19 protein-coding genes are annotated in these 18776 nt (G+C 35.4%); all 19 read right to left on the reverse strand.

Going from position 1 to position 18776, the window contains the following annotated elements:
• Nucleotides 1-35 precede the first annotated feature (35 nt).
• Nucleotides 36-419 (reverse strand): bleomycin resistance protein, encoded by a 384-nt coding sequence (locus tag CEY12_RS06980; RefSeq protein WP_089027009.1) that lies wholly within the window; start codon nt 417-419, stop codon nt 36-38.
• 57 nt (nt 420-476) lie between these two features.
• Nucleotides 477-905 carry an SRPBCC family protein gene (locus CEY12_RS06985; RefSeq protein ID WP_089027010.1) on the reverse strand — a complete coding sequence of 143 codons (429 nt, stop codon included), beginning with the start codon at nt 903-905 and terminating at the stop codon, nt 477-479.
• A gap of 26 nt (nt 906-931) precedes the next feature.
• The gene (locus CEY12_RS06990) at nt 932-2545 is read right to left on the reverse strand and encodes a Na+/H+ antiporter (RefSeq protein ID WP_089027011.1); all 1614 of its coding nucleotides are present in this window, start codon (nt 2543-2545) and stop codon (nt 932-934) included.
• Between the two features lie 77 nt (nt 2546-2622).
• Nucleotides 2623-3096 (reverse strand): bestrophin family ion channel, encoded by a 474-nt coding sequence (locus CEY12_RS22730; RefSeq protein WP_262484961.1) that lies wholly within the window; start codon nt 3094-3096, stop codon nt 2623-2625.
• Nucleotides 3096-3626 carry a bestrophin family ion channel gene (locus CEY12_RS22735; RefSeq protein WP_262484962.1) on the reverse strand — a complete coding sequence of 177 codons (531 nt, stop codon included), beginning with the start codon at nt 3624-3626 and terminating at the stop codon, nt 3096-3098. Before CEY12_RS22735 ends, CEY12_RS22730 begins: the two co-directional genes overlap by 1 nt.
• 18 nt (nt 3627-3644) lie before the next feature.
• A complete protein-coding gene (locus CEY12_RS07000) occupies nt 3645-4319 on the reverse strand; it encodes a DUF2490 domain-containing protein (RefSeq protein ID WP_089027012.1) in 675 nt (224 codons plus the stop codon).
• Nucleotides 4320-4344: 25 nt separating this feature from the next.
• A complete protein-coding gene (locus tag CEY12_RS07005; protein WP_228409810.1) occupies nt 4345-4770 on the reverse strand; it encodes a hypothetical protein in 426 nt (141 codons plus the stop codon).
• Entirely contained in the window at nt 4767-5117 is a 351-nt protein-coding gene (locus tag CEY12_RS07010) for a DoxX family protein (protein ID WP_089027013.1), read from the reverse strand. The genes CEY12_RS07005 and CEY12_RS07010 overlap by 4 nt, the downstream gene beginning before the upstream one ends.
• A 28-nt stretch (nt 5118-5145) precedes the next feature.
• A complete protein-coding gene (locus CEY12_RS07015; RefSeq protein ID WP_228409811.1) occupies nt 5146-5544 on the reverse strand; it encodes a DUF1398 domain-containing protein in 399 nt (132 codons plus the stop codon).
• A 164-nt stretch (nt 5545-5708) separates the two neighbouring features.
• The gene (locus CEY12_RS07020; protein ID WP_089027014.1) at nt 5709-6158 is read right to left on the reverse strand and encodes a VOC family protein; all 450 of its coding nucleotides are present in this window, start codon (nt 6156-6158) and stop codon (nt 5709-5711) included.
• Nucleotides 6159-6194: 36 nt separating this feature from the next.
• Nucleotides 6195-6737 carry an SRPBCC family protein gene (locus CEY12_RS07025; RefSeq protein WP_089027015.1) on the reverse strand — a complete coding sequence of 181 codons (543 nt, stop codon included), beginning with the start codon at nt 6735-6737 and terminating at the stop codon, nt 6195-6197.
• Between the two features lie 9 nt (nt 6738-6746).
• On the reverse strand, nt 6747-7118 hold the full coding sequence (locus CEY12_RS07030) for a VOC family protein (protein WP_089027016.1): 372 nt from the start codon (nt 7116-7118) through the stop codon (nt 6747-6749).
• 42 nt (nt 7119-7160) lie between these two features.
• Complete coding sequence (locus tag CEY12_RS07035; RefSeq protein WP_089027017.1) at nt 7161-7631, reverse strand: hypothetical protein; 471 nt, start codon at nt 7629-7631, stop codon at nt 7161-7163.
• 109 nt (nt 7632-7740) lie between these two features.
• Nucleotides 7741-8196 carry a DUF1569 domain-containing protein gene (locus tag CEY12_RS07040; protein ID WP_089027018.1) on the reverse strand — a complete coding sequence of 152 codons (456 nt, stop codon included), beginning with the start codon at nt 8194-8196 and terminating at the stop codon, nt 7741-7743.
• 202 nt (nt 8197-8398) lie between these two features.
• A complete protein-coding gene (locus tag CEY12_RS07045) occupies nt 8399-9604 on the reverse strand; it encodes an ABC transporter permease (protein WP_089027019.1) in 1206 nt (401 codons plus the stop codon).
• A gap of 71 nt (nt 9605-9675) precedes the next feature.
• Nucleotides 9676-10632 carry an HlyD family secretion protein gene (locus CEY12_RS07050; RefSeq protein WP_089027020.1) on the reverse strand — a complete coding sequence of 319 codons (957 nt, stop codon included), beginning with the start codon at nt 10630-10632 and terminating at the stop codon, nt 9676-9678.
• A gap of 18 nt (nt 10633-10650) precedes the next feature.
• The gene (locus CEY12_RS07055) at nt 10651-12060 is read right to left on the reverse strand and encodes a TolC family protein (protein WP_089027021.1); all 1410 of its coding nucleotides are present in this window, start codon (nt 12058-12060) and stop codon (nt 10651-10653) included.
• Between the two features lie 266 nt (nt 12061-12326).
• A complete protein-coding gene (locus CEY12_RS07060) occupies nt 12327-12815 on the reverse strand; it encodes an ecotin family protein (protein ID WP_089027022.1) in 489 nt (162 codons plus the stop codon).
• Between the two features lie 42 nt (nt 12816-12857).
• Nucleotides 12858-18758, reverse strand: coding sequence for an alpha-2-macroglobulin family protein (locus CEY12_RS07065; RefSeq protein ID WP_089027023.1), 5901 nt, complete (start codon nt 18756-18758; stop codon nt 12858-12860).
• Between the last annotated feature and the right edge of the window lie 18 nt (nt 18759-18776).

The raw sequence follows: 18776 nt of genomic DNA on the forward strand, positions 1-18776 counted from the left end.
TGAATTTCTAAATATTTCCCCAAAAATAGCAAATTTTATTCCGTTGTACTAATTTGATCCACGGGCTGACCAAATTGTAATATATATCCATTGTTATCATAAATGGCAAATTCCCGCATACCCCATTCAAAGGTCTCTATTTCATAGCAAATTTCAGCCTGGTCTTTTAATTCTTCCCATAGTCCATCTACATTATCAATGTTAAAATAAAAAGAACCTGTAAATCCGATTCCATTAAATTTTTCATGATCATTGGGTTTTGAAAGCATGATCTGTACATCATCTTTATTAATCGTCGCCCATTCCCACTCATCATTTCTTGCCATTAAAGTAAAGCCAAGAGTCTGAATATAAAAACTTAAGGTTTCATCGATATTTTGTGTCCAAAGTATGGGACGCAGAGAATTATATTTTATCATAACATTGAGTTTATACTTAAAAACGCAAAGACACTGATCTGCGTCTTTGCGTTTTTGTTATTTATTTTCCACATATGATTTCAAACTTTGTCTGATAATTACATTCCAACCTTTAGTAAAATCTTCTTTCGAAAATCCTTCGCCAAGGTCTTTGAAATGATCAACATTCTCATGGGTTAATTTGACGATCGTCCCTTCATCTTCAGGATAAAGTTCCCATGAAATGATCGTTTCAGCATCAGAAAAATCGGGATAAGACCACGAATGTTTTAGTTTTTCATTGACAACAAAATCCAGAACAATTCCCTGGTGATGATATTTTTTAGCATCTCCCGGTTCATAGAAATTAAATTGCTTCCCAATTTCCATTTCAAAATCAGAAATATCAAAATACCATGATTTCATCTCCTCTCTATCAGTCAATGCACTCCAAACCTCATCAATTGAAGCATCCATTTTTTGCTGAACAATAATAGGTGTTCTCATGTTCTTCTTTTTAGTAAGTTATCAATCTACCCATGGGTAAATCCGGTAATTTTTGCTTCATCAAAATCCAGCTGCATTTCTATCGTTCTCATGACGTGATCATCAAAGATCTTCTCCCGTTTCATCCGGTGAAGTTCGTTTCTTTGTGCCTGAATGACCTGTCTTAACACATCTTTATTTTCATTCATTGCTGAAACATAATCCCCTGTCGACGCCATGCATTGTGCTTTATCAGCCATCATCATCATTTCATTTTCCAATTTATGTTTTTGATGGCGTACCAGGCTGTTCTTTTCTGCCAGTTCTGAGAAATCTGTATCCAATTTATGCAAAGCTGTTTCTTTTAACTTTCTCATTAAAATAACTTCCTGCTTTTCTTCAGGGATCTCACTTCCTGCATCACTTATTTTCAATAACTTCAAAATAGGAGATAATAACAGCCCCTGACCAACCAAAGTAATTAAAATAATGACAAAAGTTACGAATAATATAATATTCCTGTGAGGAAATGCATCTCCATTTGGCAAAAATGCCGGTATAGATAATGCGGCAGCTAAGGAAACCACTCCCCTCATAGCAGCAAAACTGATGATAAAAGGTTCCCGCCAATCCGGTCTGGGAACTTTCAGCCTTAATTCTTTTGAGCAAAGCCTTGGAAAATACATTAATGCATAGCTGTATGCAATTCTTGTTAAAATAATTGCCCCGCCAATCACAACGCTGTAAAAAATACCTTCGGAAATGGTATATTCTTTCATCGCAGCAATAACAATAGGTAATTCAAGTCCGATAAGGATAAAAATAATCGTATTCATTAAAAATATCAGAACACTCCATACATTCCCTGACTGAATCCTTGAAGTATGGCTTAAATAACAATGTGAATTATACGACATCAGCAGTCCTCCTGCGACAACAGATAGTACTCCGGAAAAATGAAAATGCTCTGCACCCACATACATAATGTAAGGGACAATCAGTGTAATGATGGTATCAATATTAGAGTTTGAGGGGATCAAACGAAGTAAGGCTCCAAACAGAAAACCTACGGCAATCCCAATTGCAATGCCACCAATAGCCATAATAAAGAAGTCCTGTACAGCCTCTCTGAAGATAAACTGTCCGGAAATTACAGCTGCTAAGGCAAATTTAAATACAATTAAACTCGATGCATCATTAATCAGACTCTCTCCTTCAAGAATACTCGTAATCTTCTTAGGTATTTTCATATTTCTTAATACGGATGTTGCAGCAACCGCATCAGGTGGAGAATTCACTCCCCCAAGCAAAAACCCCATAGCCACAGTAAGCCCCGGAATAATAGATGACGAGAGATACGCGACTACTATGGAGGTAAGGAATACCAATCCGAAAGCCATAGAAAAAATCTGTTTCCGCCACTTATGGAAATCCTGCCATGAAGTAAACCATGCTGCCTCAAATAAAATTGGGGGCAGAAAAATAAGAAAAACTAAGTCTGGTTCTATTTCAATGTGGGGCATTCCCGGAATAAAGCTTATTAATAAACCCGCTATAACAAGGAAAATGGGATAAGCTACTTTCAGTTTCTGCCCGATCATTACTAATATCATCACAGACAACAACACTGCGATTGATATTATGACGTAATTGTGAATCATTTATTTATGATTTTATGTATTAATATTAAGTTAGAAATCTAAATAAATTCTTTTCTTTATGTGTGTTTATAATTTTTTTAAAGGACAATATTGTTCTTAGGAGTAATAGGTGAAGGGAGATCAGTTTCATCCAGCATATCTCTCATATCAATTTCTATTGTACGGCTAATCTGTGTAATAGGAACATCATTAGGACTTCCTTCAAACGGATTTACAGAAGCTTCTCCTACACTATCCAACGTGTGAAAGCACCAGGTTACCAAAAGTGAAAACGGAATATTAAACCATATGGTAAAGCCTTCCAATACCGTTCCTTCCCCTAATTTATCAAATTCTTTTAATAATCCAAAAGGAACAAAAACAATGAATAATAAAAGCAAATACGTAGTTATAGAGGAAAAATTCCTGGGATAGGGAAAGTTCTTAATTCTTTCCGCTTTTCCCTGATCATCTGTAAACTTCACCAATTGCTGATTGATTTGTGTCCATTGAAAATCATTGATCTCTCCTTTTGCATAAGCCTCTGATAATTCCTTGCTCTGAGAAGCCATCAACTGCGTGGCCCTATTTTTTTACTTAAAATATATTGAAGTTCCTGATCAGAAAGATAATTTTTCAATTCGTCATCCAGTTTAGCAAGTCTTTCAGGAATATCATATTTCTTGGAATATTCATCATACTGGACGGTATTCATATTCTCCCAGGTTCTTGGCTCTCTAAGCTGAAAACGAAGCGCCGTCAGCCATGCATAATGACGTAAAAAAATTTCTTTTACTCTGATGGAATTTTTTTCTGAAAACGAATCTCTTACAATATATCCAAAACTTCGGCTGTTATTAATAATGGAACCATAGATCTGTCTTGCTTCCCAAAGCCTGCTATAACTGGCATTATTTTTAAAGCCTACGATAAACGCTACCGCAGTTCCCATAATAGCAATCGGCTGCCAGGGAAATGATACAAATTTTAACCCGCAATAATATAATACTGTAGGAATCGCTGCTAAAATGGCCAAAACATAAATACTTCGTCTTGTCCAAATTATAAATTCGCGTGCTCCAAATCTTTTTCCTGAGTGCATATGTGTTTTGTATTTATTTTACTTTTTATTGAATGGTATATTGTTATAAAATCCAATCTGAACCTGTCCCCGATTTTTATTTTCCTGAATCTGATTCATATATCCGGCTTCAATCCTTAAATTTTTATTGATGACATATCCTAATGCTCCATATACCCTGTTTCTGTCAAAAGTCGGACTATTGAAATTCAGAAATATCTCATTATACACTGAGGCATAAAATGTTTTCGGCAGCATTTCTTTGTTATTGATCGGAATATTAAGTCCCAGAAAATACCTAAACCTCATTCTGAAGTCATCTTGCAGAAAACGTTCTTCCAATCGGTAACGGTGCTGAAGATAGATTCTTCCAAATTGTTGTTTTGTTATAAACTGCTGGAAAATCCTATGTTCAATATTTTCCTTTTTCTCACCATTTACATAGGGTTGGCTTAAAATAAATCCGTAACCTAATAAAACATTGTTATTATTTTCGGATAGGTCATACCCAATTCCTGTCCGTATCAGAAGCTGTTCCAGATCTCCCCCTGCATCGAAATTACGATACTGAATTTCATTATGCCAGTTCCATTTTTTATTAATTTTATTGTTTCCAAAATACATATACCAGGCTCCCAAATCACTTTTCTGAGCAAATGAAAGTGTTGTTGCTACAATAAAAATGAGCAGAGCTACCGACCTTATAATCTCCATACTAATCTCCTTCGTTTATTCTTTATTAATTTGCCTGACCAATTTCCAGTTTATCAAACTTTCCTTCACTATTGATATTAAATTTAAAAAAGGTCCGAAAGTCTCCCCAACTCTCTGTATGAAATTGACCGTAGATCGTTTTACCATCATTTTCAATCTTATCTATCGAGGTAAATTTTTCATGTCCGCAGGCATCTTTTACAAATTTTTTAAAATCTCGTGGATTCCCATCATCATATAATTGAGCATTACCGGTAAAGAAAGAAGTAAAAGTTTCTGCATCACCACTTTGCCAGGCGTCGAAAGCTTTTTTCACCGTGTCATTGAGCTTTGTTGTATCCATAGTCTGTTTTGTCTGTTGTTGAGTTTTAGTTATTTTTTGAGAATCATTTTTTTGTGCACAAGCTGAACACATTGAAAATATGAGCAGCAAAAGAGAGATTTTTTTCATGAAAATTTAAATGGATAATTTAAGTAAATAATAACAAGATTCAAAGCAATGAAAGGAAGTTCAATTAATGCTCCTTTAATATCCCCATGAAAAAGCTCAAGACACATAATAAGCAGTATCGTTCCAGCCATCAAAAAATTCCCCCATACAAAGGTCTGTGGAATGAGGATCATCACCGCACTGATCAGGGTAATGATCCCTAAAATCATAATTGCAGTACTATTCATTCCTAATTTCCCAAGCATCTGCAACATTTCAGGTTTTCCTGAGACCATTGCCAGACCTTGTTTACAACCCATATACACTGCAATAACAATCAATGCAATGGTTAGTATTTTTAAAATCATAAAGTGTGCTTTTTTTAATTATTTAAATCTATTGAGAGGGTATTTGCTCTACTAAAATATGGTTCTTTTTATAGTCAAAATAGGTACAAGTCATTTCATTTAAATCCATTTCCCAACCCTCAATTCCACTCTCAGCGCAATCCTGACAAAAAGTAGGGTAATCTGTTCCTCCCTTCTGATGCAGTTTCAATCTTGTTTTAAAATGATCCAGATTTAAAGTTTCAGAAATAGACAAAGTATTATATTTACCTCCCGTTTCAGCTGATTGATTCTCGTTATCAAAATATTGAGTATTTCCATCGGAAACATATGTCGTATAATGAGAAACTCCTTTTTCTTTAATTGCCTGGATGTAGCGGGGAAAATCGGCACCACTTTTTACTTTTTGGTGCTCTGCTTTAATTTCATCGATCGTAAATTTCATCATGTAGTTTTATTATTTTACTAAAATAAGAATTTCAAATTTTACTTTCTAAAAATCAATCCTATTTACATTAAAAAAATCAGGAGTGCAAATGTATAATAAAATGAAAACCGGCGGGATATCCTGCCGGTTATATTTAACTATATTTCGTATACAAAATATGAATATTACGGATGAGCCTGAGCTTTAGCCGGATCATCATAATTGACCATCCAATTGATGCCAAATTTATCCGTGAACATTCCAAAGTAAGCTCCCCAGAAAGTATCTGCCAAAGCCATTGTTACATTGCCGCCTGCTGACAGTCCGTTGAACAGTTTTGTTGCCTCATCTTTTGATTCCGCATTAATAGAAATTGAAATATTGTTTCCTTCTTTAAACTGAGAAGCCCAGTCTTCACCCGTATCACTTCCCATCAGTACTGTTTCTTTAGAAATCGGAAGGGAGACATGCATAATTTTATCTTTGTCAGCTTCAGGAGTTTCTTTTCCTTCCATTGGAGGCATTTCTCCGAAAGTTCCTATATAAGGATATTCGCCGCCAAAAACTGATTTGTAAAAATCAAATGCTTCTCTGCAGTTTCCATTGAATGTAAGATAAACGTTTAATGATGCCATAATTTTTTAAAGTTTAGTTAGTTTAATTTGTACGCATTAAGGTTTTTCCGAAAGTTCTTTTAACTTCAAGAGTCCTTTGTCATAATCTTTTCCAATAGCGTCATCCATATTCATAAACAATTTCATAACCGTAAAAGGATAAGGAATTTGCGACGTAAAACCCCACGTCACTTTACTTCCACTTCCATCAGCAACTACTACAACATAGGTATCTGCCTCACTGTCATAAGGCGTCATAAACCTAATCGACGTATCTATTCTTTTATTGATACGATCTACTTTTTTGATCTCCTGACATCCTTTTCCCGCTTTTTCATTGTTGCTGCTCCAGCACATTTTTTCACCTGCCTGACCAGTTGTTCCGGACCAATCCTTTTTCATTCCTGTATCCAGTTGATTCCACGGACTCCATTGATCCATTGCTTTTAAAGTACTGGTATTTTGCCAAATTTTTTCCACAGGAGCATTAATTGTAATCGATTTCTCATATTTGAAGTCACCGGAAATTAATGCGGCAACCGCCAGCCATACGATAAGTATCGCAGCCAGCGCAATCATGATCCATTTTAAAATCTTCATATTGCTTTTTTATCTGTGTTGATCAATTAAAATCATATTCCCATCAGGATCTTTAAGTGTTATATATTCAGGTCCGGAAGTAGATTCATCAGCATCCTTTTCTAGTTGGACATTATTTTCTTTAAGATGTTTCTGAATATCGCGCACATCATCGAAAGACTCCAGATTCTGAGCATTTTCGTCCCAACCAGGATTAAAAGTAAGCATATTCCCATCGAACATAGCCTGAAACAGACCAATCAAGGTATTTCCATTTTTCATGATAAGATAATTCTGGTCCATATTTCCCCCCATGGAACTAAAACCTAACTTTTCATAAAAATCTTTAGACTTTTGAAGGTCTTTAACACTTAAACTCAGAGAAAATACTCCTAATTTCATATCCTTTTTTTTATTTTTTCTTTAAAAATCTTACAATCGATACTATTGGTTGGTTATCCGGGTTTTGAAATCGAGAGTTCCATCATAACTTTTCCAATTCCCAATGAATTCAATATATTGACCTTCAATTTTTTCACTGGTTTTGTTCCATTTAAAAGTATAGACAAATTTACCTTTGAAAAGACCGGAATGTTTTCCTTTGTTTTCTTCAGCAAATTCATACTCTCCATAAACAGTTCCTTTCTTCTTGGTATCCTTGTATTTGCTGATCGTTAAATTACCTTCAAATTTTGTATAATTCTTATCGACAAGCGTGTACCCGGAAACAAAATATTCCTGGTCATTCTTCCTGTTCTGTTCGGAAATATTGATTTTAAGTTTTATGGCTTGCTTTTCATTTCCAATAGTACCGGCATATGCTTTACTGTTATTAAGCCAGACATTTGAAATATTCGGCATCTGAGCAAAAGCAAATTGGGAAATAAGAATGAGGAGTAATAAAAGTTTTTTCATATTGTTTTGGTTTTAATTGAAGATCACTTACGCACTATCAGCAAGGGGTAATTTTATAAACCGGTGTGGGAATGGTTCATGTATTCTTCATTACAGTTTCAATTCAGAATTATACTCCAAATTGAGATAAGTGGTGATTTAAATGTTTCGCAAACATATTGCTCCATTCATGAGATTTCAGTTTGCCAAAAGAGAATGATTCTTTTCCATCGAAAGCTTCTGCTCCCAATTGCTGTGTTTTCTGAATAAATCCTATCAACCTTTTCTTTTCTTCTTCGAAATCTCTTCTTCCAACGACCATAAATTGTGGTGCTGTAGGAGAATCTCGCGGATAGGCTTTTTCACTGACTACTTTAGGTTTTACAAAATTTTTCAGGATAAATTTTGCGATAGCTCCAGGTTTTTTATGTTTTTCCGGTTCATATACCATCTCATATGAGACACTACAGTGGGCCAACATTTGGTCCACCATCATTTTTCCCCAGATACCATGGGTATCTTCAATAAGATTATTTATTCTATTGATATAATCCTGAGCAACTTTTGCATCAAATACGTTTTCCATTGTTTGTTTAATTGTTCGGAAAACAAATATATTAGTTTTTTCTGATGATTTTATATCCTTTTTTAAAAACCGTAAAAACACTGGAATGAGGTGAGGGTTTATACTTTCAGACGTAGGATCATCAATATGAGGTGCGAGATGCAAGGTCCGGGTTATGGAGCGGAAAAGGTTAATTATCTAGGATTTAATTATGTAGGGCGACCTATCCTATTTCTTCAAAATCTTCCTTTTCCTGAGGAGCTTCTGGTTTTACATATCTGAAGATTAACCACAATTTGATCTTTAAAGCTACCCATCCTAAAAAAGCATAGATTAGGACAAGAATTCCCAGGTGTTTAAGGTAGGGAAATGTAAGCTCTACCGAACCTTTTTGTATTAATAAAATTTTGAAGGCCTGTAAAAATGGTGTCAGCGGAATAATATTCGCTATAAACTGGACAAAAGCAGGCATGGCATTTAGCGGCCAGGTAAATCCACTGATGATAAATGCTGGAGAAGCAATAACCATCAGAATCTGAGTTGCTTTCAGGGCGTCCGGAATTAAAATACTGATAAAAACGCCTAAAAAAGAGGCTGATCCTACAAAAACGGCAGTCAGGATAATGAAGTTAAAGATTCCTTGCGGCATAGGAACTTTGAAAATCATGTGCATGAAATAATACATCCCCACGATTAAAATAGAAAATATCCAGATGGGAATCACCTTGATCAGCATCGTTGGGAATGCCCATTTTCTCATTCCATAATATTCCTTTACAAAGGAGCCTCCTTTAAATTCTGCTGCAAAACTTACCGCCATCGCCAAAAGGATCACTTGCTGCAATACCACAGCCAACATTGCCGGCCACATAAAAATAAGATAATTGCTGGTGGTATTAAAAAGTGTTATATAGTTGGTTTTAAAAGGTTCAAATTGGGTTGCAGCACGGGTCGCAGGCATTCCGGCCTTTTGAAGTGCTTTTATGGATGCTCCGGCCGAAAAGGTTCCTATAGTAAGTTGAAGCGCTTTTGTGGCAAAATTAGCTGTCAGAACATTTCCTGTATTAATATATACATTGACCTCCGGGTATTTTTTCTGCAGCATTCCAGCTTCGAACTTAGACGGGATGATCACGACTGCAGCAGCCTCGTTTTTGATGACCTCATCTTTTATACTTAGAGGTTCCTGAATGTACTTAAGAACCCTGATCCCTTTGTTGTCCTGCAACATTTCAACCAACTGGTTAGATAAAGGGGTATTGTCTCTGTCAATAACAATGACCGGGGTATGTTCTACTTTTCCGCTTTTATAAACGAACCCTAATAAGGTAGCATAGAATAATGGAGCCACAAAAAATACGGTCCGTAAGGTGGAGTTTTTAATGAACATTTTAAACTCACGCTTTAAAAGGCGGAAAAACTCTTTCATCTTTTTATTTTCTATGTTTTTTAGCAGAGTAATGGAATTTGAAAAACAATCCCATTAGCAATATCTCATGATTATTTTAGGATAACATTCGCATTGACCAGAATATTTTTGGCTTTATTCATATCCTTTGGTTTTACTTTGATCTCATAAATTGCATCCTGGAGTTGATAATCCGGATAAGCTGTTGTAATATCCGCATATCTTGTCAGCTGTTTAATGTATAGGATTGTTCCCTCAAGCATTTCTTTATTATAAACTACCTGCATGGCAACAGTTTCTCCTTTTTTGTATTTTGATATTTCACTTTCAGGAACGGTAAACCTGAAATAGGTACTCTCGGGAATATACCCATTAAATAATGCAAAACCTGCCGTCGCCAGCTCACCTGCATTCAGACTGATGGTTTCAATTTCCATATCATTTGTTGCTATAATATAGCGTTCCGAATATGCAACATTGGCTTCCTGCAAAGCTCCTTTTGCCTGAGATGCCTGCCCTGCTGCCATTTCCACTTTTTCGAAACGGGTCCCTCTTTTTACGTCATCCAATTCTGCTACCACAGCATCATATTGTGCTTTAGCCCCCTGAAGCTTTGCGTAGATCTCATCATAAGCCTGAGGTGACATCAGACTATCCCGGAACATATTGGATGCTCTTTTGAAAGATTTCTGAGCAAAATCATATTGTTCTTTCAGTCCTTTATGCTTTGCCTGAAGCTGTCTCAGCTGATCAGCAGTCGCTCCATTTTTAGCCATCTGCTCCTGTGCCGTTGCTGCACTTACAGCCCCCTGTGCCTGAGCAATTTTAGCCGAAACTTCGGGAACATCCAGTAAAGCAAGGGTATCTCCTTTTTTTACGGTCTGTCCTTCCGTTACGTATATTTTAAGAATCCTTCCGGTTACCTTTGGGGCAAATGAAACGACATCTTTTTTTGTTTTTCCTTCTGAATCATTAAGATTTTCTTTTTTTTGAGTACAACTTCCCAATAAAACCAGAAAACCAAAGAGTATAGAAATATTTTTTTGCATCATTTTAATTTTAATGGGTTAATACAGTTTCGCAATATCCAGTTCCTGAGTAGATCTCATCAGTTCTATCCCTGCTCTGCGTTGGTTAAAAATAGCATTTTGATATTCCAGTTCCACAACTTCAAGATCAGTTTCGGCTTCTATCAGCTGTGATGATTTGCTCATTCCATACCTGAATTCTTTTTCTGCTTGCACGAGGGCATTTTTAGCCAATTCTTTTTCTTTGCTCTTCAACGTTATCTGTGCGGTAGCGATATCATAATTGGTTTGGTTATTCGCCAGATTCAGGGTTAATTTCTTTAAAGCATCTTCTTTTTTATTCTGCAGGACTTCCTTTCCAATACGAGCTGTCTCTTCTGCATGTTTTCCTTCTTTTCCATCAAAAATTTCCCATTTAAAACCTACTCCTGCTGTAAATAATGGGAGTATATTGATATTCGTTGGTCTCCAATCGAGTTTTGCTCCTTCATATCCCAGGGCTGGGATTGCGGGAATTACATTTTCAGATGTTTTGATCCTGCTTCCGTACAATCCGATGTAATATGCAGAGGCCATCAGCTGAACTTTTGGAATCATCCAAGTCCTTTCGGCTTTTATTTTATAATCTGCAGCAACAATTCCATGTTCTAATGCGCGGATCTCTGCTCTCTGCTCAATTCCTTTTTCATGAGTAAGCATATCTACCGGGGACAGGACCGGATCTATCAAACGAAGCCGTTCTCTGTTGATTCCCGTTAATATGTACAATTGGGTTAGGAGCAATTCTTTTTTACCTTCATATTCTACGATCTTGGCATCCAGTGTTGCCTGGGCAAGTTCGATCTTTTTATGGTCATAAGGAGTAATCAATCCATATCCTAACGCTTTGTCTGCTGTCTTTCTGTTGATGTCCAGTCTTTTTTTACTTTCATCTAACACGTTTTTAGACTGATGAATTAAAGCCAACTGATCATATGCTTTGGAAACATTGGCTACAACCTCATCTCTTGTTTTTTCAAGAAGAATATTTTCTGAGACTTTCTTTTCTTCGATGGCTTTCTTCAGATACTTTACTTTTCCCCCTGAATAAACAAGCATTTTGGCATCTGCCTTCGCGATGCCAGAGAAACCGGAAATATTCAGATTGTTATCATATCTTCCTGCCGGAATCTGTATAAAAGGCTGAAGATTGATTTCGGGAGAAGTTAGGCGTGCGGTTGCATTCAGATATCCGACCTGTCCGCTTAATTCCAAAGTCGGAAGAAAGATATCTTTCAGTTTGTGTTCGTCAAGATCAGTGAGTTTATTTTGGGTGACCTGCATTTTGAGATCAGAATCCCGAACCATTGCACTGTCTAAAAGCTCCTTAAAGTCTGGCGCTGACTGTGCCCAACCAAAAGCTGGAAGTACAAAAAAACCAAGGGCAAAAATCAATAAATTGTTTTTCATGGTTCATGTTTACAACAAATATAATGCAAAAAAGCTTCAATTTCACAAATGAACCTCACGAATTCGTGAATTTAAAAATTGTTCAATGTTTATCTGCTTTTATTAGCATTCTCTCTTTAATCGTTTAATTTTAGTTTAGAACAAAAATAATTTTCTTTATTCCCCAAATACTATAGAATTATTACCTATTTTTTCATGATTACACTGTATTAAAACAAAAAAACTCTCCAACAATGTGGAGAGTTTTATATTTAAATAAGTTGAAATTACCTCTGAACTGCTTTCTTCATTCCAGCATCCGGACGTAAAACTCTGTAACGTACTTCTAAGTCTTTAGGTACGTAAAATACCAAAGGAAGTCTGCTGTTATATCTTACGATTTCTGGTTTGATATAAATGAACTTCTTAGTGGCTTTTTTATTCATGCAACCCATTAAAGTTCCTACTGCCTCTCCATTAGATTCCACTTCATAATAGTTGTAGCCCCAACCCTGAAGGTCCTGGGATTTCACACTCCCCATTAAAGAATAGTTATTACAATCCAGCATTTTTTCGGTTCCTACAAAATACTCAACTTTTAGATCCTGTTCATTCTTTGCGACAGGAAGCTGAATATACACTTGCTTATATCCGTCTTTTGCTTTAGGAAACATTTCGATCTCTAATTTTTCAAATTTTTCCGCTTTCTTCTGAGCAAAAGCATTTACTCCTACCACCATGATCAATCCTGCGATTAACGTCTTTGAAAATTTCATATTTTTTGTATTTATTTTTTACTGATTCTCTAAAGTCAAAAATCATTCCAAAATTTGAACACTACTTCCTTTTGTATGAGCATTCATCTGCGGCGCATAGTAATTCTGCATTGTGGTAATCCCATTCGAGAACTTCCCTGAAGCATTGGCAACATAATCATATTCAAATACATATTTACCTTTTGGCATATATTGAATATAGAAATTTGTAGAGGCATCTTTAGTAGATTGATAATATCCCAAAGAATTTTTCCACTGATATCCCGATAAGGTATTTACAGGTTCAAATCCGGCAGCTCTCATATCTTTAATATGAATATATTCCATTGCACGATCGGTATTTAAAATCATTCTTACTGTTACTTTATCCCCTACTTTCAGTGGAGTATCTCCAGAGATTTTCTGTAGCTCTTCTCCATTTACTGTTTTTACTTTTTTATAAAGCTCTTTCGTAATAGAGATATAATTTTCAGATGATTTTATCTTATCCAGATCTTCATAATACTGCCAGAACAATCCACCCTGAACAATTCCAGGTCCAGGTTTTGTGATGGTAACAGTACTTAGGTTTTTATCCACCACATCAGTTTTCACTGTTGATTTCACATATCCTGTTGCCTGTGTTTGTGGAGCTAGCTCTTTTCCACCCCAAACGATCGTCGCTTTATCACTTTCAGCACCCGTCCACGATTTCCCTGAATTTAATATGGTGAAAATCACTTCTGAAGTCCCTCTTGAACTTCCCCATGAGTTCACTTCTTTCTGAGTCACTAACCAGATCTTCATGTCTTCAATGAACTTCTGATCGTTCGGTTTTAATGTATTAAAGGCTTCAAGCGCACCCGCGTGATTCACTACTTTTGAGCTGAACCAGCCCCAGTCATTAAGATTCTGTTTCCAGTATACTCCTTGTGTTTTGGTATCTGTAGACGTTTCTTTAAGATAGTTCATTAATTTATCTGAAGTATCTTTCATTCCGTAATCATTCATCAGTAAAGCAGCACGGTGAAGTCCAAAGAATGTAAAATCAGTGATTTTTGCCGTTTTTGCTTTTTGTTTCACTAATGATTTCAAAGTAGCTCCTTTTCCTTTCAAAGGATATTGTTTTTCCCAATAGTTTCGGGTATCTAAATAATCCAGAGCCCAGTTGTTCCAGATATTTTCTTTGGTGTCAGCATATTTATTGATTTCATTATCTACATACTGCACCAATTGAGCAACCATTTCATTTTGTGTAGAACTTTGATAATCCTTTACATTGTCTTTCAACCATGCGTTGATTTTTCCTAAATTTTTAAGAACATAGAGTGAAACTCCATAAGAGCTTGGATATCCTGAATACCATGAGAAACCTCCATCCGGATTTTGCAGTTTTTTGAAATCATCCCAATCCTGATTGATCGAGTTTTTCATCGTATTGACATCAAACAGCAATGCCAGTTTCTGCATTTGTTCCTGTTCATTTTTACTTTCCAATACCCAAGGCGTTTCTTCTAATAACAATTGTTTTAATTCCTGATTTTTCTCAAGATTAGAAGTTAACAACCCTTTGCTTTGATATTCTTCGAAAATGGTTTTCATTTTCGGATTTGCTTTGAATATTTCAGAAGCCAGAACATCAGCAAACCATTTATTAAAGACCACATCAGCAGAACTGTTCTGATCATTTTTCAGACTTGGAAGTGCAAACATAATTTCCCAGATCGGGTTGGTCGTCAATTCCAACGTATTTGAAACATTAGATATACTTGTTGAAGTCGCATCTTTAAGATTATCTAAAACAAACGTTTTAGTCTCTCCTTCTTTTACAAAAACCGGAACAGCATCTGTCACCAACATTCTATTCGGTAAAACAGCAATTGCCTGTTGCTCTCCATCGGAATAAGCACCAGCTTTTGCCACTACTTTCAGAATGATCGATGAAACATTATTGGGAACTTTTACTTTCCATGTTACTACTGAGTTTCCACTTTCATTTAGATCAAAATTCTGAGTATTTGAATTCAATCCAAATTTTGACGAAATATCTTCGTTGGTGAACGCATCGAAGATCTGTAAAATTGCGGAACCATTTAATCGCTTAGCAGTTAAATTAGAGAGTTTTGACTGAAGATTCAGCTCATCCCCTTCTCTTAAGAATCTCGGATAATTTGGAGTTACTGAAAATTCTTTCTGTGTAACCACTTCTTTTTCTAACGTTGCTGCTCTGGCATCTTTTGTATGAGCAAGGAACATCAGTTTCCATTTTGTCAATGCTTCCGGAGAAGTGAATTCAAAATTAACGTTTCCTTCGGCGTCAGTTTTCAGATCCGGATAGAAAAATGCAGTCTCATTCAGATTTTGACGAACAGGAACTTTTTCCAAAGATTCTTTGTTTTCAATAACATCTGTATATTCTTTCTTTTCTCTTTCACTTAATTGTCTTCCAGAATTCACAACATCTATTGCAGCATCTGCCATTACTTCTTGTTTTGCGGCAGCAACAGGAGCCGGCAACGCTTTATAAGAAATATTTCCACGAATTCTTACCCCGCTTGCCCTTCCTTCTAAATTTTGAAGACCTCCATTAGAATAATACAGCGAATTATCAAACCAGTCAAAAGCCGGTACATCCACATATTTTCCATTCATGTATTTGAGTCTCTTCTGATAATATTTCTGTAACAGATTTTGTCTGATATCATAAGAGGTAATAATAGTATAAGGTGTATATAATTTCTCCCAATTGAAGCTGTTGGCAGCAAACTGATCGAGAGACATATCATACATATTGGCCAATACTTCAGCATTGATCTTCTCTTTATCGTTACCCGACACTTTTACTGACCATTTTTCTTTAGAATTAGGTTCCAGCTTATCTCTAAATGTAACGGTTTCAATTTTCAGTGGCTGTTCAGAATCTTTTATTTTTAAATTAACGGATTCAGTCTGTACATCATTAAATGCAGCTACCTGAAACTGCACATTTAAAACAGATACACTTTTATCTTTAGGGATATCTACTGTATATTCTAAAACTCCGTTTTTAAGCTTATAGCTTTCGGAAACGGTATTTCCGGAACCATTCTGTACAAATACATTCACCAAAGCATCCGGAATAGCCGAATACACATAAATTTTTGCTTTTTCACCTCTTGTGAATTCGTTTTTAGGTTCCAGAACTTTTAAGAATGTTTTCTGATTGGGTTTTAAAGAAGCTTTATCCCAAACACTGAAATTCTGTAAAGATTTTATGGTGTCTTTTCCTTCAATATTATAAAGCTCCAATTGGTAATCTCCTGTTTCCAATTTACCCAGATCAAGATTGGTTGCCAATTGTGCCGGGACATTTGAAGCTTCCTGAGTTTTAGTGAAAACTACTTTTCCAACCTTCCAATTCTTTAATTCATCGTTTTTATCAAACAGGTCATGTGGGAATTTTTTAATGAATTCCTCTTTACTTAATTTTGGTAAATTCTGAACTTCTGTCTCGAAGTTGCTTCTGAAAATCCTGTCAGGAGAATCCAGTTTAGATAATTTAACCTGATATGATTTTTTAAGATTCTGTTCGTTATAGTTTTTCGTTTCTACTTTTACCTTTACGTTTTCATCAGCAAAAGCATTTTTGATTTCATCTGCCTTAATATAATGGGATACTGATGCTACTTTCAGTTGTGTATTGGCCGTCTGTGTTTCCCCATTAATATCTGTCACAGAGGCATTGATCTCATAATTATCAATCTGGATGCCTTCTAATTTCTCATCTTTTTTAAGATCCAGACGAATGACAAATTCTCCTTTTTCATTTGTTTTTGCTTCTCCTAATATCGAGTTTTCATTATCATCCCCTTGTGGATACCACCAAAAGTATCTCCAACGGATATTGTGTTTTTTAATTTCATAGCTTACTGTGGTATTGCTTAGAGCAACTCCTGAAAACATGGCTGCTTTTCCTTTCAGTTCTATCGTCTGACCATATTTATATTCTTCTTTTACCGGATCGAAAGTCACCTCGAACTTTGGTCTCTTATATTCTTCTACCCGAATATCTTTATATCCCTGTGTATTGCCATCTGTATTCAGATAAAATACACCATTTAGTTTTCCTTTTGGTAAAATAAAACTTCCATGGTAAGATCCGAATTCATTCGTGGTGAAATTCTGTACAGAAACCTCCTGACCATTCGCATCCACCAATGTGATCTTTTGCTTCAAACCGGAAGCAACTCCTTCTATTTCTTTATCAATTTTAGTATTGATTACTTTAAAATAGACTGTTTGTCCAGGTCTGTAAATTGCTCTATCTGTAAAGATCTGAGCTTTTGTGCGAGCCTGTTTATTAGGGTTATAGTCAGAATAACCATCATTACCATAAACCTGCATGATCTGATAATCGTTGGTCTTAGGCTGTTGAATTAAAAAAGTTCTGTAATATTCTTTATTCGTTGTTGCCGGAAATTTGAAAACTCCCTTATCGCTGGTTTTACCATCAACTTTATTTAAAGTTTTATTGGCTACAAATTCATAAAACGAAATATTCTCATTTACAACAGGTTTTCCATTTTCACTGTTAACCAATTTCAATTCATTTGAAAGTTGATTTCTGTCTGTTTTGGATTGATAAATTACTTTATTGTTTGACACTAAGAAGTAGAAATTTTGCCTGTCATCAGTAGCTTTCTCAGCACCTGCAACAGTATATTCTGCCACATAAATTCCTGAAGGTAAAGGTTGTATTTCAAGAGAAGTTTTATGAAGCTGATAATCTTTAAAATCAGGAAGCTGATAGGTCTCCTTTCTGATCAGGTTTTTCTTTAATTTACCAAATGTATTTCCATAAGAATTTCTGATATGTTGCATCAGTGAAGTAAAATCGTCTTTTACCTCATAGATGTTTATTGAAAATTCAGAAACATTTTTATGTTCAGCTACAAAGTGAATGGGAAGGTTAGCCTGAGTCTGTTCTTCATATTTAATATTAAGATTCGGATTGATAATCTGTTCTTCCTTATTCTTTATATTTTCAAGAAACGGAGATTTTGGATATTGGCTCTTGGCCTGAACAGCAACTGCTAAAGCTTCTTTTGATTGTTTTTTAGCAAGGTATTCGTTCATAACCTCTTCCATGATCAGTACTTTATAATCTCCTTCTGTATTGGATTTTAAAAGATTCTGCAACTGGGCAAGTTTATCCTTACACTGATTCGAGTTGCAGTTTTCAGAAAGCTTCTGATGCATAAAATACAATTTAGCATTTCCTGTATTCTGAGCAATTAATTCATCAAAAATTGTATTGATCTGAACTTTGTTTTCTACAAGTTCATTTTTTGTAAAAAGTCCATTTTCAGATAAGAAATTTATTTTCTTTAAAGAATACCAATCCCATAAAGTAGGAAAGTAAGCAATATCCTTTGTATTGGAAAAAGCACTTTTATATTTTTCCAATGTAATCTTCTTCATTTCCTGTTTTTGCTGATCGAGGTCCTTGAAGTTTTTATTGAGATAATTTTTAAAATCCAGCTTACTCCATGTTTCAATTTGTGAAACATCCTGTGAGTTCAGATTGGTTCTGCCATTGATCTCCCATGAGTGCTGGTTATAATAATCCAAAAAGAAACCACTTAACAGAACATCATAGACGATTTTTTCTTCGCCCTTCAACTGCTTTTGTGTATCCTGTAGTTTACCAAAGAATTTTGAAGCAGAATTGTTCTGATCATCGTCAGTTGTTTGATTTACAATACTGAACTCTGCTTTGAGGGAACGGATCAACTGCAGCGTATTATTTTCTTTCATAGCTTGTTTTTGTATGTCTAAAACAATGGGAAGATTTGATTTATAAGCTCCTTTTTGACTGTTATCAGCAATTTTTTTCCACTGATCATCGTAGTATTTCTGTGCAAAAACTGCTGAAAAATTCAGCATTAAAAGCAAAAGCATAAAAACCTTGGAAAATCTTTTCATAAATGTTATTTTTGATAG

Origin of the sequence: Chryseobacterium sp. T16E-39, from assembly GCF_002216065.1 — a bacterium.
Lineage (GTDB): Bacteria > Bacteroidota > Bacteroidia > Flavobacteriales > Weeksellaceae > Chryseobacterium.

What these genes read in the sequence shown, in the direction of transcription:
- CEY12_RS06980 (WP_089027009.1), bottom strand. Translation starts at nt 419, where the DNA reads ATGATAAAATATAATTCTCTGCGTCCCATACTTTGGACACAAAATATC.
- CEY12_RS06985 (WP_089027010.1), bottom strand. Translation starts at nt 905, where the DNA reads ATGAGAACACCTATTATTGTTCAGCAAAAAATGGATGCTTCAATTGAT.
- CEY12_RS06990 (WP_089027011.1), bottom strand. Translation starts at nt 2,545, where the DNA reads ATGATTCACAATTACGTCATAATATCAATCGCAGTGTTGTTGTCTGTG.
- CEY12_RS22730 (WP_262484961.1), bottom strand. Translation starts at nt 3,096, where the DNA reads ATGGCTTCTCAGAGCAAGGAATTATCAGAGGCTTATGCAAAAGGAGAG.
- CEY12_RS22735 (WP_262484962.1), bottom strand. Translation starts at nt 3,626, where the DNA reads ATGCACTCAGGAAAAAGATTTGGAGCACGCGAATTTATAATTTGGACA.
- CEY12_RS07000 (WP_089027012.1), bottom strand. Translation starts at nt 4,319, where the DNA reads ATGGAGATTATAAGGTCGGTAGCTCTGCTCATTTTTATTGTAGCAACA.
- CEY12_RS07005 (WP_228409810.1), bottom strand. Translation starts at nt 4,770, where the DNA reads ATGAAAAAAATCTCTCTTTTGCTGCTCATATTTTCAATGTGTTCAGCT.
- CEY12_RS07010 (WP_089027013.1), bottom strand. Translation starts at nt 5,117, where the DNA reads ATGATTTTAAAAATACTAACCATTGCATTGATTGTTATTGCAGTGTAT.
- CEY12_RS07015 (WP_228409811.1), bottom strand. Translation starts at nt 5,544, where the DNA reads ATGATGAAATTTACGATCGATGAAATTAAAGCAGAGCACCAAAAAGTA.
- CEY12_RS07020 (WP_089027014.1), bottom strand. Translation starts at nt 6,158, where the DNA reads ATGGCATCATTAAACGTTTATCTTACATTCAATGGAAACTGCAGAGAA.
- CEY12_RS07025 (WP_089027015.1), bottom strand. Translation starts at nt 6,737, where the DNA reads ATGAAGATTTTAAAATGGATCATGATTGCGCTGGCTGCGATACTTATC.
- CEY12_RS07030 (WP_089027016.1), bottom strand. Translation starts at nt 7,118, where the DNA reads ATGAAATTAGGAGTATTTTCTCTGAGTTTAAGTGTTAAAGACCTTCAA.
- CEY12_RS07035 (WP_089027017.1), bottom strand. Translation starts at nt 7,631, where the DNA reads ATGAAAAAACTTTTATTACTCCTCATTCTTATTTCCCAATTTGCTTTT.
- CEY12_RS07040 (WP_089027018.1), bottom strand. Translation starts at nt 8,196, where the DNA reads ATGGAAAACGTATTTGATGCAAAAGTTGCTCAGGATTATATCAATAGA.
- CEY12_RS07045 (WP_089027019.1), bottom strand. Translation starts at nt 9,604, where the DNA reads ATGAAAGAGTTTTTCCGCCTTTTAAAGCGTGAGTTTAAAATGTTCATT.
- CEY12_RS07050 (WP_089027020.1), bottom strand. Translation starts at nt 10,632, where the DNA reads ATGCAAAAAAATATTTCTATACTCTTTGGTTTTCTGGTTTTATTGGGA.
- CEY12_RS07055 (WP_089027021.1), bottom strand. Translation starts at nt 12,060, where the DNA reads ATGAAAAACAATTTATTGATTTTTGCCCTTGGTTTTTTTGTACTTCCA.
- CEY12_RS07060 (WP_089027022.1), bottom strand. Translation starts at nt 12,815, where the DNA reads ATGAAATTTTCAAAGACGTTAATCGCAGGATTGATCATGGTGGTAGGA.
- CEY12_RS07065 (WP_089027023.1), bottom strand. Translation starts at nt 18,758, where the DNA reads ATGAAAAGATTTTCCAAGGTTTTTATGCTTTTGCTTTTAATGCTGAAT.